Below are 15,673 nucleotides of genomic sequence, written 5' to 3' on the forward strand. Positions count from 1 at the left end.
CATGAGCGAGACCGAGAAGATCACGACCGTGGAGCTCGCCGAAGGCGGTCCACCGGTCGGTGTGCAGGGACTCGGCTGCATGGGGATGAGCGAGTTCTACGGAGACACCGACGAGGCCTCCGCCCGGGACACCCTGGAGGCGGCTCTCGAGGTCGGTGTCACCCTCTTCGACACCGCCGACATCTACGGCGGCGGGGCCAACGAGACGTTCCTCGCGCCGTTCGTCGGGGCGCATCGTGACGAGATCACGCTGGCGACCAAGTACGCCATCGAGCGCCGGGACGACGACCCGCACTACCGGGGCGTGCGCAACGATCCCGAGTACATCCGTGGGGCCGTCGAGGCCAGCCTGCGCCGTCTGGGCACCGATGTCATCGACCTGTACTACATGCACCGCCGCGACCCGCTCGTCCCGTTCGAGGAGTCGGTGGGGGCGATGGCCGAGCTGGTGCGGCAGGGCAAGGTCAAGAAGCTCGGGCTGAGTGAGGTGACCGGGGACGAGCTGCGTGCCGCGCACGCCGTGCATCCGATCGCGGCCCTTCAGTCCGAGTGGTCGCTGTTCAGCCGGGACGTGGAGCGCACCGCCGTGCCCGCGGCCGTCGAGCTCGGGGTGACGCTCGTGCCGTACTCGCCGCTCGGGCGTGGGTTCCTGACCGGGGCGTTCTCGGACGCGGTCAAGGACCTGGGGGAGAACGACTTCCGTAAGCACCAGCCGCGCTTCACCGGTGAGAACGCGAAGACCAATGCCGCGCTGCTGGAGCCGGTGCGCGAGATCGCGGCGGCGCACGGTGTGACCGCCGCGCAGGTCGCCCTGGCCTGGGTGCAGCAGCGGGCGCAGGTGCACGGTCTGACGGTGGTGCCGATCCCCGGTACGCGTAAGCGCAGCCGTCTGCTGGAGAACGTGGCGGCGACCCGGCTCACGCTGACCGACCAGGAGCTGGAGCAGCTGGAGCCCATCGCTGGCAAGGTGGCGGGGGACCGGTACCCGGACATGAGCAACACGGCCACCGCGCGCGAGTAGCGCCTCACGAGGGAGCCGGCCGTCTCACGGCCGGCGTACCGCGTCCAGCAGTTCGGGGCCCGGCCACGATCGGCGGCCACCCGGGCGTTCGGCCTCGTGGACCAGGGCGGCGAGCCGTGCGTTGACCGGTGCCGTGAGGCCATGCCGTTCCGCCATGGCGACGACCTCGCCCTGGAGGCCGTCGATCTCCGTGGCCCGGCCGTGTTCCAGGTCGTCCCACATCGAGGAGCGCGCGTGCGCGTCCACCTGGAGGCCGGCCGCGGCGACACGGCGGAACAGGGCGTCGGGCAGGCGCAGGATCCCTGGCATGAGCCGGGCCGGCGCGGGGCCGAGGCGGGCCGGCCGGACTCCTGCCGCGGCGAACGCCGCCAGCGCCTCCTCCTGGCACAGCGCGAGGCACCTCCGGTAGGGGCGTGCGCCCAGCTGGTCGCGGAGCGGCAGGCCGGACAGTGCGTTCACCGCGTTGTTGAGATTCATCAGCAGCTTGGCGTGCTGTACCTCCGGCATGTCGTCCCGTGGCTCGACCGGCAGCCCGGCGGCCGTCAGAGCCGCCACGAGAGGGGCCGAGCCGGAGTGGCCGTCGATCATCAGAGCCCCGCCCGTGCCCTGGTGGAAGGTGTCGGGCGCGGTCCGCGCGACGTTGTACGGCACCATCCCCGCGAGCACGGTGACGGCGGCGGGGAGCTCGTCCCGCAGCAGGCGGGTGTTGTGCAGCCCGTTCTGGAAGCTGACGACGACGGTGTCCGGACGGAGCCTTCCGGCCAGTTCCCTTCCTGAGGGAATCGTGGCGGCGGACTTGACGGTGACCAGGACGAAATCGGCCTCGGCGACCGCGTCGGGTTCCTGTGTGAGCGTCAGCAGCTGTCGTGGGACGCGGGCTGTGGGGCGCGCCCCGCCGCTGAGCGTCACCCCGTCGCGCAGCCCGTCCAGCACCGAGGGACGCCCGATCAGTGTGACGTCCGCGTGCTGGGCGAGATGGCCGCCGAGGTAGCAGCCGATGCTGCTGGCGCCGAACACGACGATGCGCGGGCGATGGCCGCCGGTGGGATGAGGCATTCGGTATCGCTCCTGGTCCGCAGTTGTTACCCGAAAGTAGGCGGGAGTCGTCCTGGGATCAAGGGGCACGGTTCGCCGGTCACGGTCACGGTCACGCCAGCCCGAGTGCGAAGACCGCGAAGCCCGCCGCGAGCAGTGCGGCGACCGCCCGGCGGGCGTTTCCGGTGCGGCCGTCCTTCTCGCCGGGTGTCTCGAACCTGCGGGCGTAGCGAGTGATCAGCACCAGCAGGACGGCGAACAACGGCATCCACGCCAACCGGGCCAGGATCCAGCCGGCCGAGTCCGGGGTCGTCGTCAGTCCCGGCAGGGCTCCGGCGAAGGAGGCCGGGACGGCCGCGGCCAGCATCGCCGTCTGGTGCCAGCACAGGATCGTCATCGCCGACAGGTTGATGACGACGACCGGGGCCCAGAGGGCGGGGCGGCGCAGCGCCCGGCCGATCCGGCCGTGCAGCAGGATCGCCGCACCGCTCTGCGCCGAGGCCAGCGCGAGGACCAGCAGCGACGGGGGATGCGAGTTGGTCCGCGCCTCGCCCGGCACGCCGACCATCGACGCCGGGTAGTGGAAGACGAGCAGCAGCACGGCGAACAGGGCGGTGCCGCCGACGAGCAGCAGCCGGGCGCCGCGCCGGGAGACGCGGCCCTCGCCCCAGCTGACGCCGAGCTGGTAGGCGAAGAGCCAGCCGGGGAGGATGTTCAGCAGGCTCAGCCAGGAGGGCACCGCGTCCGCGTACGGCCCGTAACGCAGGAGGTCGACCGCGGCGACCGAGGCGATCAGCGGGGCGGCGGCCCAGCCGCCGAGCCGCCCTGCCAGGCGTACGCAGTACGGCGTGAGTGCCGTGACCACCACGTACACCCCGACGAACCAGAGCGGCTGGATCACCAGCGTCGCCCCCGTGCGCAAGGTGTCCTCGGGCACCCCGAGGGCGTACAGCACCGGAATCATCAGCGCCCACACGGCCGTCACACCGAGCACGGGTCTGCCCAGGCGGACCGTCCGGCCGCGCAGCCAGGCGCCGGTGGTGGAGGGCCTGCGGTGGTAGGAGAGGACCGAGGCGTAGCCGCCGACCAGGAAGAAGATGCCCAGCATCTGGAGCACCCAGCTCATCGGGGAGAGCGCGGCGAAGGTGGAGAGCGGGCTGGCGTTGTGCAGCGCGCCGTCGTCGTCCAGGGTGAAGCCGCCGAGCAGCCAGTGGCCGGTCGGTACGGCCATCAGCGCGAGGGCGCGCAGCCCGTCGACCGCGCGGTCGCGGTGGGCCGGGGTGCTCGCGTCGATGCGGGAGACCAGCTGTCGGGCACTCATCGGGAGACCCCCTGGGCGATGGCGGTGAAGGCGCGGAGCGAGTCCGTGCCGGGAGCGAAGTAACCGGTGTGGCCCTCGGCGTCCTCGGCCGGCACCCGGCGCGCGCCGAACTTCTCGCCGGCCGGGTCGGCGCCGTGCCCGAGCCCCGCCACCCGGACGTTCGGTACGTCGTCGATCCAGTCGGTGTCGTCCTTGGCCGCCCAGACCCGGGCCGTGGTGTGCAGCCCGCTCACGTCGTCGGCGCGCATCCCGGGGGAGCCGAGCACCACCAGGTCCGTGGCGCCGAGCCGGTGGGCCGCGAGCCCGCACACCACCGAGCCGTAGCTGTGGCAGAACACGACGGGTGCGGGCAGCCCGTCGGCGGCCAGGCCCGCGGTGAACCGGGTCAGCCGCTTCGCGCCCGCACCGGCGAGCTTTCCGCTCGCCGCGTCGAGGCCGACACCGACCGGGGTGGTGTAGCCGGCCCAGGCGATCACCGCGCTGCCCTCGCCCGTGCCGGCGTACAGCGACTTCGCCATGCCCGCCGGGGTGCCGTACACATCTCCGTCGCGGTCGAAGGTCCCGGCGTCGGTGTCCGACCCGGGCACCACGACGGACACATGACGCGCGGTGCGCAGGTCACCGAACACCTCGGCCACCTGGCCGCGCCCCCGCGGGTCGAACGCGAGGATCTGCCGGCCGGAGGCGGCGAGCCCGGCGTACCGGGGCTCGTGGGAGGCCCGCAGCGCCCGGGCGTTGGCGCGGTAACGCAGCTCCAGCGGGGCGCCGTCCAGATTGCCGACGACCGAAGGGTGGCGCGCCAGCAGCTGTTGCTGCTCCTTCGCGCTCAACTCATGGAAGAACGCCGCAACTTGCTGTGGAGTGGCGCGCGCCGGGTCGGGCAGCTCCCGCCCCAGCACCCCGTCGGCACGCCACGAGGCGCTGCCCGGCGGTGGCCCCGTCACCGCGTGCTGGGTGTTCCCCGACGCCCAGCCTGCCGTGCCCGCCACCATGGTGGCCGTCATCGCGGCGGCGGCCAGCGTCCTCGTGAATCGGCGCATCGTGCCCTCCCCATCCGGCGTGCGCACACCGTGCGGTGTGCCGGGGAGGAAGGTAGGAAGACGGTGGGCGCCCCGGCGTCACACCGGGGGGCCAACTGTGCGGTGATACCGGGGTAGGGGGCGTACGGGGGGAGATCCCCAGGGCGGCCCTGGGGATACCGGGAGGCGGGCTGAGGGTTGCCCGGGGAGCTCAGGTGGGGGACCGGGCTACGCGTCGCCCGGGGCCACCAGACCCGACTCGTACGCGAAGATCACGGCCTGCGCCCGGTCCCGCAGGCCGAGCTTGGCCAGCACCTTGCCGATGTGCGTCTTCACCGTCTGCTCGGCCAGCACCAGCCGCGCCGCGATCTCCTGGTTCGAAAGACCCCGGGCGATCAGCTCCAGGACCTCCCGCTCCCGAGGGGTCAGGGCGTTCAGCCGCAGCGAAGGACCGCCGGACGGTGCCGCAGGACGCTGACGTGCGAAGTCCGCGATGAGCCGCCGCGTCACGGACGGCGCGAGCAGCGCGTCCCCCGACGCGACGACCCGCACCGCCGAGATCAGATCCGCGGGCGGGGCGTCCTTCAGGAGGAACCCGGACGCTCCGGCGCGCAGCGCCTCGTAGACGTAGTCGTCGACGTCGAACGTGGTGAGCATCAGGACCTTCGGCCGGTGGATCACCCCCGCAGGGGGGCTCAGCAGCTCGCGGGCGGCGGCCAGTCCGTCCATCTCCGGCATCCGGACGTCCATCAGGACCACATCCGGATGCACCGACCTGCTGACCTCGACACCCTTGCGTCCGTCCGGGGCCTCGCCCACCACATCGATGTCGCTCTGCGCCGCCAGCAACGCGGCGAACCCGGCCCGCACCATGGCCTGGTCGTCGACGATGATCACACGGATGGTCACGGGTCCTCCGGAGTCGCGGAATGCGAGGGCGGCTGGGACGGCGGCAGCGGGAGCCGCGCGGCCACCCGGAAGCCCCCGTCCGGCAGCGGGCCGGTGTCGAGTGTGCCGCCGGTCAACCGTACGCGTTCCCGCATCCCGACAAGCCCGTGACCGGTCCCCGAGGTCTCCAGCGGCGAACTCTGCTGATCCGGCCTGCTGTTGACGACCAGCACCGTGAGATGGCCGTCGCGCGCCGTGACCGACACTCTTGTCCGCGCACCCGGCGCGTGCCGCACCACATTGGCCAGCGCCTCCTGCACGATGCGGTACGCCGACAGGTCCACCGTCTGCGGCACTTCGCCCCGCTCCAGCGCCTCCCGTACGTCCGTCGCCAGCGACAGCTCGGCCGGGAGCCCCGCCCTGACCGTCGCCTCCACCAGCTGCTGCACCCGGTCGAGGCCCGGCTGCGGGTCGAGTTCGCCCCGGCTGCCGTCACTGCGCAGCACGGCAAGCAGCCGGCGCATCTCGGCCAGCGACTCCCGGGCCGCGGCCGCGATCGAGGTGAACTCCGCCTGTGCCTCATCGGAGAGCCCCCCGACCCGGTACGGCGCGGAGTCGGCCTGCACCGTGATCACCGACATGTGGTGTGCGACCACGTCGTGGAGCTCACGGGCGATCCTGGTGCGCTCTTCGAGCAGGGTGCGCTGCGCCCGCTCGGCCTCGCTGATCGTCTCCTGCTCGACGAGCCGGCGCTGGGCTTCGCTCCGCTCCCGTACCGCCGCCCCGATCACCAGCACCAGGCCGCCCAGGATGAACAGCAGGAGGGCGCTGCCGTCGCTGCGCGAGGGCGAGACCAGATGCAGCGCGAGCCCGGCCGCGCCCGTCACCAGCCAGACACCGACGACGGTCCGCCGACTCTCCCGCAGGCCGAGGGCGAGCAGCACGAAGAGATAGCTGACCATGACCGGTGCGGTCCACGGCCAGATGGTGTTCGCCCGCCCGACCTGGCCCAGCACCACCAGCGCGCCCACGATGTCGGCGACGAGGATGATCCACCACGCTTGCAGCGGGCGGTGCGCCAGCATCAGCAGGGGGGCGGCCTGGCCCACGGCCAGGGCTCCGGCCAGCCCGCCGGGCACCCCGTAGTCGCCGGTCAGCACCTGGATCGTGACCGGGATGAAGATCGCGGCGAGCGCGAGCACGACCGCGTACGGCAGCAGCCGCAGCCAGAGCCTCGGGGACGCGGCGAACAGCGGGGTCGGCGGGTGGGACGCGTGGGACAGCCCGTGGGCGAGCTCGCGCAGGTTGCGGCGGGCGGCGCTCAGCAGACCGTCGGCGGGCGGGAGCCCGGCGGGGGATGGGGGCATGATCGGGCCAGCGTAGGCGGGGAACGGGCGAGGCGGCGTCATACCCCGGGGGTGGACCGTGGGGAGGGGGCAGGGACCGTACCGGAGGAGAGGGCCGTGCGGAGGAGGGGGCGGCACGGAGGTGGGGCGGCACGGAGGTGGGGCGGCACGGAGGTGGGTGCCGCGGTGGCCCGCACGGGTCGGCGCTCCCGGCCCGCGTGCTACAGCTCGGCGCTCCCGGCCCGCGTGCTACAGCTCGGCGAGGAGCTGTGCCTTCTTCGCGCTGTACTCGGCGTCCGTCACCAGGCCCGCCTGGTGCAGGTCCCCGAGGTGGCGTATCCGCTCCGCGATGTCCGCCGGGTCGCGCCGCGCGCCACCCACCGGGACCGGGGCGGTCGCGACCGGCACCGACTGGGTCCGGCGGACGGACTCCAGGACCGCGGCGGCGAAGGGCAGCGACTCGTGCACCGGCCCGTAACCCAGGCCGAACACGACGGAGGACGGATCCTGGTCCGGCTGGATCTGCCCCGCGGACGTCGGTCCGGCGCCGGGGACCGTTTCCGGCCGAAGGCCGTCCGTGTCGGTGTCCGCCGCCGCGCCACGGGGCAGCAGCCGGAGATACCCCTCGAAGGCCTCGGGCGAACGCCACTCGATCCCGCCCAGGTCCGCCACGGGAAACGTCTGGTCGCCTGCCTTCCACTTGGCGCTGGACGCACCCGTCCAGAACCACCGGAAGGAGACCAGGGTGCCGTCGAAACCGGCCCTGCCGTCGTACGCCTTGAAGTGCATCGGCGCCTCGGGGGCCGCCACCAGGAAGCGTTCGGCGGGCAGCGAGGCATCGGACCCGAGCAGAGTGCGCAGCTCGTCGGCGTAGTACTCGGCGAGTGTCCCGCGCTCGGGGGGCAGCACCAGACGGTAGGGGTCGAGGCTCTCCTTGAGCTGCCCGGCGGCGGCATCCAGCAGCGGATCGGCACCCGGTCTCGGTACGGCACGCAGCACCACCGTGCCCCGCTTGCCAGGGGTCAGCGTCACCGACGACAACGCCGCGTACGGAATGCGGCGTTCACGCAGACTCTGGAAGAGCCGCGGCGTGCGGATTCCCCGTTCGAAGCGGATGAGCACGGAGTCCGTGTCGAACTCCCAGGTGGCATGAATTCCAGCCAGCACATCACCCATGTGCCTCATCGTATGTGGCACAGGCCCGCACGTCCCCCTTCGGTACAGGCGGAATCACGACCAGGCTGACAGATCGTTCGCCGCTCTCCTCGCGCGTAAGACGTCTTTCTACGCGCGTCAGTTCTCCGACTCGCCGGAAAACTCCCCGTGGCCACGGCATGCACGGTCGGAACTCGCACAACTGACCGAGTCGTAGGCGCCCACGCCGATCGCGGCGAAGTTGCTGAGACTCTCCGTGCCCGGCTCGAAATAGCCGCTGTGCCCGACCGCGCCGCTCGCCGACACGATCCGTGCGCCGAAGGACGGGTCGACCGGGTCGGCGCCGTGGCCGAGCCCGCCGAGCGCCATGTTCGGCACGTCCGCGATCCAGTCGTCGCTGTCCCGCATCGCCCACACCGTGGCCCCGGTGTGCAGGGCGCCGGCGTTGTCCGCCCGCATCCCGGGACTGCCGGCGACCGCGATGTCGGACACCCTGGACGGCAGGTCCTGCGCGGCCACACCGCACAGCACGGAGCCGTAGCTGTGGCAGAACAGCGAGACGTCCGACGAGCCGGGCAGCGATTCCAGCAGCGAGTTCAGCCGGACCGCGCCCTCCGAAGCGAGACCGCCCAGCGCGGAGTCCATGCCGATCCCGACGGGCGCCGTGTAGTCGGCCCACGCGATGACCGCCGTACGCGAGCCGGGGCTCGCCGAGCGCTCGGCCCCGTACAGCGACCGCGCCATGCCGACGGGCGCCGCGTTCTTCTTGGAGCCGGTGCGCTCCAGCGTCAGCAGGTTCGTGTCGACCCCCGGCACCACGACCGAGACCCGCTCGGCCCGGTCCAGGTCGCCGAGCACCTCGGCCGCCCGGCCACGGCCCGACGGGTCGAAGGCGAGGATCTGGCGGTCACCGGCGAGCATCGAGCGGAAGCGTTCCAGTCGGAGCGTGGCCTCATGGCGCCCGCCGGGCGAGAGCCGTGGGTCCTTCGTCCGCTTTTCCTCGGCCGATTCGGCCTGCGCCAGGGCATGCCGGTTGGCCCGGTAGCGAAGGGTGACCGGTGCGCCGTCCAGATTGCCCACCACCAGTGGGTACTTGTCGGCCAGGGCGACCCGTTGGCCCGCGGTGAGCGTCGCGAAGAAGTGCGCCAGCCGGTATGCGGGGGCACTCGCGTCCGGGAGGGCGTGACCGGCTATACGGTCCTTCGCCCAGGAAGCGAGCGCGGCCTCGCGCGGCGAACTGGAGTGCTGCTGACGCACGGCGGTCCAGCCGGTGGTCGCCAGCATCACGAACACGACCGCGATGGCGAGCAGCGCGCGCCATGCGGTGAGAGTGGGGGACGAATCGAAGGAAGTCACTGCGCCCCACCCTAGGAGACGCGCACGTGACGTCGGGGGAGGGGTGACACGGATCACTCGACCACGGGGAATTGACTGCCCGTCTCTTACGCTCCGTGAGCACGGGATCCACGGTCAGGTGCGGCCGGAACCCGTCGGGCACGCGAATCCGCCTGCGATGCCGGGGCATTGTGACGTCGGCCATGTGCGGCCGATGAGGGGTGTGGCACACCTGTCGGGTTCCCGTGAACACGTGCCTCAGGCGGCGCGCCAGCTTCCGGAGAGCGCAGGTCCGAGCTGGTCCAGGTGGAGTTCGGTGAGCTCCCGGAGCGCCTCGACCCCGGGGTCGTTCCGCCGGCTCCACAGCTGTCCGGTCATCCGCATCACCCCGGAGAACGCGGCGACGGCCACCAGGGGGCGCGGATCCGCCTCCGGGTCGATCCCCTCACGCTCCGCGATCAGCAGGGCGGTCTGCCGCTCCAGGTCGATATGGCGCCGCATGTGTGCGGCGTGGAGCGCGGGGGTCGATTCGATCATCCGGTAGGCGCTCATCTGGAGTTCGGCGGTGAGGGCGTCGTCGTCGGCTTCGGTGAGGGCGGTCCAGGCCTTCAGAACGGCGCGGCGCAATGCCTCGAAAGGGGTCTCCGTGGCGGGACGTTGACGCAGCTCCGTGAGGAAGCGCGCGTCCACCTCCTCCTGGACGGCGAAGGCGACGGCCTCCTTGTTGGTGAAGTAGCGGAAGAAGGTGCGCTGGGAGACATCGACGGCGCCGACGATCTCGTCGATCGTGGTCCGCTCGTAGCCCTGGGTGGTGAAGAGCCTGAGCGCGGCGTGCAGCAGGGCCTCACGGGTGCGCCGCTTCTTGCGCTCGCGCAAGCCGTACGGAGCCTCCGGCGCGGGGACCCCGGGCGTCTGCCTGCGTGTCACGTACCGGACTCCATTTCCCTGCTTTCACCTGTTCGGAATACCTGTGAGCTACGTGACAGTTACTGGTCGGTGAATTGGTTTGTCAACTGTCAGTAGCTGCCATAACGTCCTGTCGTATGACTAGTCAGACCACCGTCGACAAGGCGCCGCGGGAGCCTGAAGACGGCCTCGCTCCCGCACCGGCGAAAGGGCTGCGGGGCCACCCGTGGCTGACGCTCTTCGCCGTGGCCATCGGCGTGATGATGGTGGCGCTCGACGGCACGATCGTCGCGATCGCCAACCCTGCCATCCAGAAGGATCTCGGCGCCTCGCTGGCCGACGTCCAGTGGATCACCAACGGCTACATGCTCGCCCTCGCGGTCTCGCTGATCACCGCGGGCAAGCTCGGTGACCGCTTCGGCCACCGCCAGACCTTCCTGATCGGCATCGCGGGATTCGCCGCCGCCTCGGCGGCCATCGGTCTCTCCAGCAGCGTCACCCTGGTCATCGTCTTCCGGGTGCTCCAGGGCATCTTCGGCGCGCTGCTGATGCCGGCCGCGCTCGGTCTGCTGCGTGCCACCTTCCCCGCCGAGAAGCTGAACATGGCGATCGGCATCTGGGGCATGGTGATCGGTGCATCGACCGCGGGCGGACCCATCGTCGGCGGCCTGCTCGTGGAGCACGTGAGCTGGCAGTCCGTCTTCTTCATCAATGTGCCCGTCGGCGTGCTCGCGCTCGTCTTCGGTCTGGTGATCCTCAAGGACCACCGCGCCGAGAACGCGCCGAGGTCCTTCGACATCGGTGGCATCGTCCTGCTGTCGCTGGCCATGTTCTGCCTGATCTGGGCCCTGATCAAGGGCTCCGAGTGGGGCTGGGGCGACACGAAGACGATCGGCTTCCTCGTCGGCGCCGTCGTGCTGTTCGCGCTGTTCGCGTTCACCCAGACGAAGGTCAGGGAGCCGCTGATCCCGCTGGCCATGTTCCGCTCCGTGCCGCTCTCGGCCGGTGTGGTGCTGATGGTTCTGATGGCGTTCGCCTTCATGGGCGGCCTGTTCTTCGTCACCTTCTATCTGCAGAACGTCCACGGCATGAGCCCGGTCGACAGCGGTCTCCACCTGCTGCCGCTGACCGGAATGATGATCGTCGGCTCGCCGCTCGCCGGCGCCGCGATCACCCGGTTCGGCCCGCGTGTGCCGCTGGTCGGCGGCATGGTCTCCGTCGCCATCGCCATGTTCGGCATGTCGCAGCTGACCATCGGCACCGGCACGCTCACCATGTCGCTCTGGTTCGCGCTGCTCGGATTCGGCCTCGCACCGGTCATGGTCGGCGCCACCGAGGTCATCGTCGGCAACGCCCCGATGGAGCTCTCCGGTGTCGCCGGCGGACTCCAGCAGTCCGCCATGCAGGTCGGCGGAAGCCTCGGGACGGCCGTCCTGGGCGCTGTCATGGCCGCCAGGGTCGACGCGAAGCTGGAGGACAACTGGGCGGCGGCGAAGCTTCCGCCCGCCGACCCGGCCCAGCTCGACCAGGCGTCGGCCGCCGTCAAGGTCGGCATGCCGCCGGTCCCGCCCGGCACGCCGCCGGAGGTCGCTGCGAAGATCACCGGCGTCGCCCATGACACGTTCGTGTCGGGTATGAGCACGGCCTTCATGGTCGCCGGCATCGTCGCGGTGATCGCCGCCCTGGTCGCCACGCTGACCAAGCGCGGCGCGAACGCCGAGGCCGGAGCGGGTGCGGGTCACATCTGATCCCTGGACGGCCGCCCCTTCAGCCAGGGGCTCCAGGCGTCAACACAGCGCATCCGACAGCCCCGCCGGACCCTTCCGGCGGGGCTGTCGCCTATCAGGGTGGTCCGCCGCCCGGCCCCTTTCCTGCCCGTACGCACGCGGGTCAGAGTGCGGACATGCGAGCCGCCCGGCTCGCTCGACCACGGGGGTTGATCCACCATGCGTACGACCGTTCTCGCCGCCACCCTGGCGGCCACCGCACTCGTCCCTGCCACGGCTCCGTCCTCCGGCGCCGCACCGGCCGCCACCCGTCACGAACCCACCGGGCTCCAGCGCACCCGCAGCGCCCCGCACGCCGCACCGGCGGGGCTCGCACCCTGCGGAGCGGGACAGCTCTGCCTCTGGGCGAAGCCCGACTTCGGCGGGGCCAGGCAGGCCCACGAGCTGTCCACCGTGGACATCGAGAGCTGCGTCCCGCTGCCGGCCGGCGGCAAGGCCCAGGCGCTCGTCAACCGCACCGGGCGTCCCGTCACCACCTACCAGTCGGCCGAGTGCGCGGAGACCGGCGAGTTCGAGACGTACCCGGGCGGCGGCACCTGGGTGCCCAGGTCGCCGTACACCGTCCGGGCCTTCAAGATCTGGGAGAACTGAGCGGCGGGCGTTCGCCTGAGGCCGGCGAACGCCGGAGGGCGGCGGAGCCCTGAGGCCCCGCCGCCCTCCTACAGCTGCTCGTGCGCCTTACGCGTCGCCGCCGGCCGGGCCGGGGCCCGCGGCGGCCACGTCCAGCAGTTCGTAGCGGTCGAGCGCCGTCTTGAGCGCCGAGCGGTCGATCTTGCCTTCCTTCGCCAGCTCGGTCAGTACCGCCAGCACGATCGACTGCGCGTCGATGTGGAAGAAACGGCGGGCCGCACCCCGGGTGTCGGCGAAGCCGAAGCCGTCCGCACCCAGCGACTGGTACGGGCCGGGCACCCAGCGCGCGATCTGGTCGGGCACGGAACGCATCCAGTCCGAGACCGCCACGAACGGGCCTTCGGAACCGGAGAGCTTCCGCGTCACGAACGGGGTGAGCTGCTCCTCCTCCGGGTGGAGGAGGTTGTGGCGCTCCACCTCCACGGCCTCGCGGCGCAGCTCGTTCCAGGAGGTCGCCGACCAGACGTCCGCCTTCACGTTCCACTCGTCGGCGAGGATCCGCTGGGCCTCGACCGCCCACGGGACCGCCACACCGGACGCCATGATCTGCGCCGGGATCTGGCCCCGCTCGCCCCTGCGGTAGCGGTGCACACCCTTGAGGATGCCCTCGACATCGACGTCCTCGGGCTCGGCGGGGTGCTGGATCGGCTCGTTGTAGACGGTGAGGTAGTAGAAGACGTCCTCGTTCTCCTCGGGGGAGCCGCCGTACATCCGGCGCAGACCGTCCTTGACGATGTGCGCGATCTCGAACCCGAACGCCGGGTCGTAGGCGACACAGGCCGGGTTCGTCGACGCGAGCAGCTGCGAGTGGCCGTCCGCGTGCTGGAGACCCTCACCGGTCAGCGTCGTACGTCCGGCGGTCGCACCCAGCACGAAGCCGCGCGCGAGCTGGTCGGCCATCTGCCAGAACTGGTCCCCGGTGCGCTGGAAACCGAACATCGAGTAGAAGACGTAGACCGGGATGAGCGGCTCGCCGTGCGTGGCGTACGCCGAACCCGCGGCGATCAGCGAGGCCGTGCAGCCAGCCTCCGAAATGCCGTCGTGCAGCATCTGGCCGGTCGGCGACTCCTTGTACGCGAGGAGGAGCTCACGGTCCACCGACTCATACTGCTGACCGAGCGGATTGTAGATCTTCGCACTCGGGAAGAACGCGTCCATGCCGAAGGTGCGGTACTCATCGGGCGCGATCAGCACGAAGCGCTTGCCGATCTCCTTGTCCCGCATGAGGTCCTTCAGGACACGGACGAACGCCATGGTCGTGGCGATCGACTGCTGACCCGAACCCTTCTTCGCGGTCGCGTACGCCTTGTCGTCGGGGAGGGCCAGCGGCTTCGCCCGCACCACCCGCGTCGGGACGTAACCGCCCAGACCCTGGCGGCGGTCGTGCATGTACTGGATCTCTTCCGAGTCGCGGCCCGGGTGGTAGTACGGCGGGTTGCCGTCCTCCAGCTGCGTGTCCGCGATCGGGATGTGGAGACGGTCACGGAAGCGCTTGAGGTCGTCGGCCGTGAGCTTCTTCATCTGGTGGGTCGCGTTGCGGCCCTCGAAGTTCGGTCCGAGCGTCCAGCCCTTGACCGTCTGCGCCAGGATCACCGTCGGCTGGCCCTTGTGCGCCTTGGCCGCCGCATACGCCGCGTAGACCTTGCGGTGGTCGTGGCCGCCGCGGCCCAGGTGCAGGATCTGGTCGTCGGACATGTCCTTGACCATGTCGCGCAGCCGCGGGTCGTCACCGAAGAAGTGCTCGCGGATGTACGCCCCGGTCTCGGTCGCGTACGTCTGGAACTGGCCGTCCGGGGTGGTGTTCAGCTTGTTGACCAGGATGCCCGTGCGGTCCTGGGCGAGCAGCGGGTCCCAGGTGCGGTCCCAGACCAGCTTGATGACATTCCAGCCGGCGCCGCGGAACTGTGACTCCAGCTCCTGGATGATCTTGCCGTTGCCGCGCACCGGGCCGTCGAGGCGCTGGAGGTTGCAGTTCACCACGAAGGTGAGGTTGTCCAGACCCTCGCGGGCGGCGATGGAGAGCTGGCCGAGCGACTCCGGCTCGTCCATCTCGCCGTCGCCGAGATAGGCCCAGACGTGTGACGCGGAGGTGTCGGCGATGCCGCGCGCCTCCATGTAGCGGTTCATCCGCGCCTGGTAGATCGCGCCGAGCGGGCCGAGGCCCATCGAGACGGTCGGGAACTCCCAGAAGTCCGGCATCGACCGCGGGTGCGGATAGCTGGACAGCGCGTGAGGCGCCTTGGACTTCTCCTGGCGGAAGCCGTCGAGCTGCGCCTCGCTCAGCCGGTCGAGAAGGAAGGCGCGGGCGTAGATACCGGGGGACGCGTGCCCCTGGAAGAAGATCTGGTCGCCGCCGCGGCCGTCGTCCTTGCCCCGGAAGAAGTGGTTGAAGCCCACGTCGTACAGCGAGGCGGACGAGGCGAAGGTGGCGATGTGACCGCCGACACCGATCCCGGGGCGCTGGGCGCGGGAGACCATCACCGCGGCGTTCCACCGGGTCGCGTTGAGGACCTTGCGCTCGATCTCCTCGTCGCCGGGGAAGAACGGCTCGTCCTTCGTGGCGATCGTGTTGACGTAGTCCGTGCTGCGCATCTCGGGCACGGCCACGCGCTTCTCCCGCGCGCGCTCGATGAGCCGGAGCATCAGATAGCGGGCCCGCTCACGCCCGCGCTCGTCGACGGCGGCGTCGAGGGAGTCGAGCCATTCCTGGGTCTCTTCAGGATCGAAGTCCGGGACCTGGCTCGGAAGGCCGCCAATGATGATCGGGTTGCGATCGGATGCGGAAGCCACGCTGTTCCTTCGCTGTTCGGTGGTGCTCTTCACTGCCTGGTATGCGGGAAACGTACCCCGGCGCGGCGGCTGTACGCCGCCTCCATCGTGTACCGCGCCTACCCAAACGTCATCTCTACCGTGGGGTAACGCAAGGTTCCAGGACGCCGTGTCCGGGCACGAGTACCGGTGGCGCGAGGGCGGTCCTGCCCAAACCGCAACCATACGCTCAACCCGGCCAAGTGTTCCCAAAGCCCGTTCGAATCCGAATGCCGGAGCGAAACGGCATAAGCTGGGGAAGGACGCCGGTTCGGTCCAAAGGGTCCGGACACCATTTCCGGGCCCGCAGGAGACATGCCGGACGTTGCGGCGACGTGGCAGGGAACGTCACCGTTTAGGCGGTCTCGGACGCCGGGTACTTGCGCGATTCGCCGAGCCCGTGTGGACTACGGCCAATGCCC

12 protein-coding genes are annotated in these 15,673 nt (G+C 71.0%); 3 read left to right on the forward strand and 9 right to left on the reverse strand.

Annotated elements, in window-relative coordinates:
• Position 1 precedes the first annotated feature (1 nt).
• Positions 2-1,021, forward strand: coding sequence for an aldo/keto reductase (locus OG623_RS25070; RefSeq protein ID WP_406149414.1), 1,020 nt, complete (start codon positions 2-4; stop codon positions 1,019-1,021).
• A 24-nt stretch (positions 1,022-1,045) separates the two neighbouring features.
• Here OG623_RS25070 and OG623_RS25075 read toward each other — a convergent pair whose 3' ends face one another.
• The 8 genes from OG623_RS25075 to OG623_RS25110 all read right to left on the reverse strand — a co-directional run bounded on the left by OG623_RS25075 (position 1,046) and on the right by OG623_RS25110 (position 10,047).
• Complete coding sequence (locus OG623_RS25075) at positions 1,046-2,077, reverse strand: 2-dehydropantoate 2-reductase (protein WP_406149416.1); 1,032 nt, start codon at positions 2,075-2,077, stop codon at positions 1,046-1,048.
• Between the two features lie 91 nt (positions 2,078-2,168).
• Positions 2,169-3,377, reverse strand: a complete 1,209-nt coding sequence (locus OG623_RS25080; protein WP_406149418.1) for an acyltransferase — start codon at positions 3,375-3,377, stop codon at positions 2,169-2,171.
• Positions 3,374-4,417: an alpha/beta hydrolase gene (locus OG623_RS25085; RefSeq protein WP_406149420.1), complete on the reverse strand. Its 1,044-nt coding sequence runs from the start codon at positions 4,415-4,417 to the stop codon at positions 3,374-3,376. Before OG623_RS25085 ends, OG623_RS25080 begins: the two co-directional genes overlap by 4 nt.
• Positions 4,418-4,624: 207 nt before the next feature.
• Positions 4,625-5,305 (reverse strand): response regulator, encoded by a 681-nt coding sequence (locus OG623_RS25090; protein ID WP_406149422.1) that lies wholly within the window; start codon positions 5,303-5,305, stop codon positions 4,625-4,627.
• Positions 5,302-6,651 carry a histidine kinase gene (locus OG623_RS25095; RefSeq protein ID WP_406149424.1) on the reverse strand — a complete coding sequence of 450 codons (1,350 nt, stop codon included), beginning with the start codon at positions 6,649-6,651 and terminating at the stop codon, positions 5,302-5,304. The genes OG623_RS25090 and OG623_RS25095 overlap by 4 nt, the downstream gene beginning before the upstream one ends.
• A gap of 228 nt (positions 6,652-6,879) precedes the next feature.
• Complete coding sequence (locus tag OG623_RS25100) at positions 6,880-7,806, reverse strand: DUF4429 domain-containing protein (RefSeq protein ID WP_406149426.1); 927 nt, start codon at positions 7,804-7,806, stop codon at positions 6,880-6,882.
• Between the two features lie 117 nt (positions 7,807-7,923).
• Complete coding sequence (locus OG623_RS25105) at positions 7,924-9,141, reverse strand: alpha/beta hydrolase (RefSeq protein WP_406149427.1); 1,218 nt, start codon at positions 9,139-9,141, stop codon at positions 7,924-7,926.
• A 237-nt stretch (positions 9,142-9,378) separates the two neighbouring features.
• Positions 9,379-10,047: a TetR family transcriptional regulator gene (locus OG623_RS25110; protein WP_406149429.1), complete on the reverse strand. Its 669-nt coding sequence runs from the start codon at positions 10,045-10,047 to the stop codon at positions 9,379-9,381.
• A 116-nt stretch (positions 10,048-10,163) separates the two neighbouring features.
• Between OG623_RS25110 and OG623_RS25115 the strand changes: the two genes are divergently transcribed.
• Both OG623_RS25115 and OG623_RS25120 read left to right on the forward strand, forming a co-directional pair.
• Positions 10,164-11,774, forward strand: a complete 1,611-nt coding sequence (locus OG623_RS25115) for an MFS transporter (RefSeq protein WP_406149431.1) — start codon at positions 10,164-10,166, stop codon at positions 11,772-11,774.
• Positions 11,775-11,972: 198 nt separating this feature from the next.
• On the forward strand, positions 11,973-12,404 hold the full coding sequence (locus OG623_RS25120) for a peptidase inhibitor family I36 protein (RefSeq protein ID WP_406149433.1): 432 nt from the start codon (positions 11,973-11,975) through the stop codon (positions 12,402-12,404).
• Between the two features lie 87 nt (positions 12,405-12,491).
• Here OG623_RS25120 and aceE read toward each other — a convergent pair whose 3' ends face one another.
• The gene (aceE, locus tag OG623_RS25125; RefSeq protein WP_406149435.1) at positions 12,492-15,233 is read right to left on the reverse strand and encodes a pyruvate dehydrogenase (acetyl-transferring), homodimeric type; all 2,742 of its coding nucleotides are present in this window, start codon (positions 15,231-15,233) and stop codon (positions 12,492-12,494) included.
• Between the last annotated feature and the right edge of the window lie 440 nt (positions 15,234-15,673).

It is taken from the genome of Streptomyces sp. NBC_01012, from assembly GCF_045162755.1.
Taxonomy (GTDB): Bacteria; Actinomycetota; Actinomycetes; order Streptomycetales; family Streptomycetaceae; genus Streptomyces.

Coding starts and splice junctions, on each gene's coding strand:
- OG623_RS25070 (WP_406149414.1), top strand. CDS start 2: ATGAGCGAGACCGAGAAGATCACGACCGTGGAGCTCGCCGAAGGCGGT.
- OG623_RS25075 (WP_406149416.1), bottom strand. CDS start 2,077: ATGCCTCATCCCACCGGCGGCCATCGCCCGCGCATCGTCGTGTTCGGC.
- OG623_RS25080 (WP_406149418.1), bottom strand. CDS start 3,377: ATGAGTGCCCGACAGCTGGTCTCCCGCATCGACGCGAGCACCCCGGCC.
- OG623_RS25085 (WP_406149420.1), bottom strand. CDS start 4,417: ATGCGCCGATTCACGAGGACGCTGGCCGCCGCCGCGATGACGGCCACC.
- OG623_RS25095 (WP_406149424.1), bottom strand. CDS start 6,651: ATGCCCCCATCCCCCGCCGGGCTCCCGCCCGCCGACGGTCTGCTGAGC.
- OG623_RS25100 (WP_406149426.1), bottom strand. CDS start 7,806: ATGGGTGATGTGCTGGCTGGAATTCATGCCACCTGGGAGTTCGACACG.
- OG623_RS25115 (WP_406149431.1), top strand. CDS start 10,164: ATGACTAGTCAGACCACCGTCGACAAGGCGCCGCGGGAGCCTGAAGAC.
- OG623_RS25120 (WP_406149433.1), top strand. CDS start 11,973: ATGCGTACGACCGTTCTCGCCGCCACCCTGGCGGCCACCGCACTCGTC.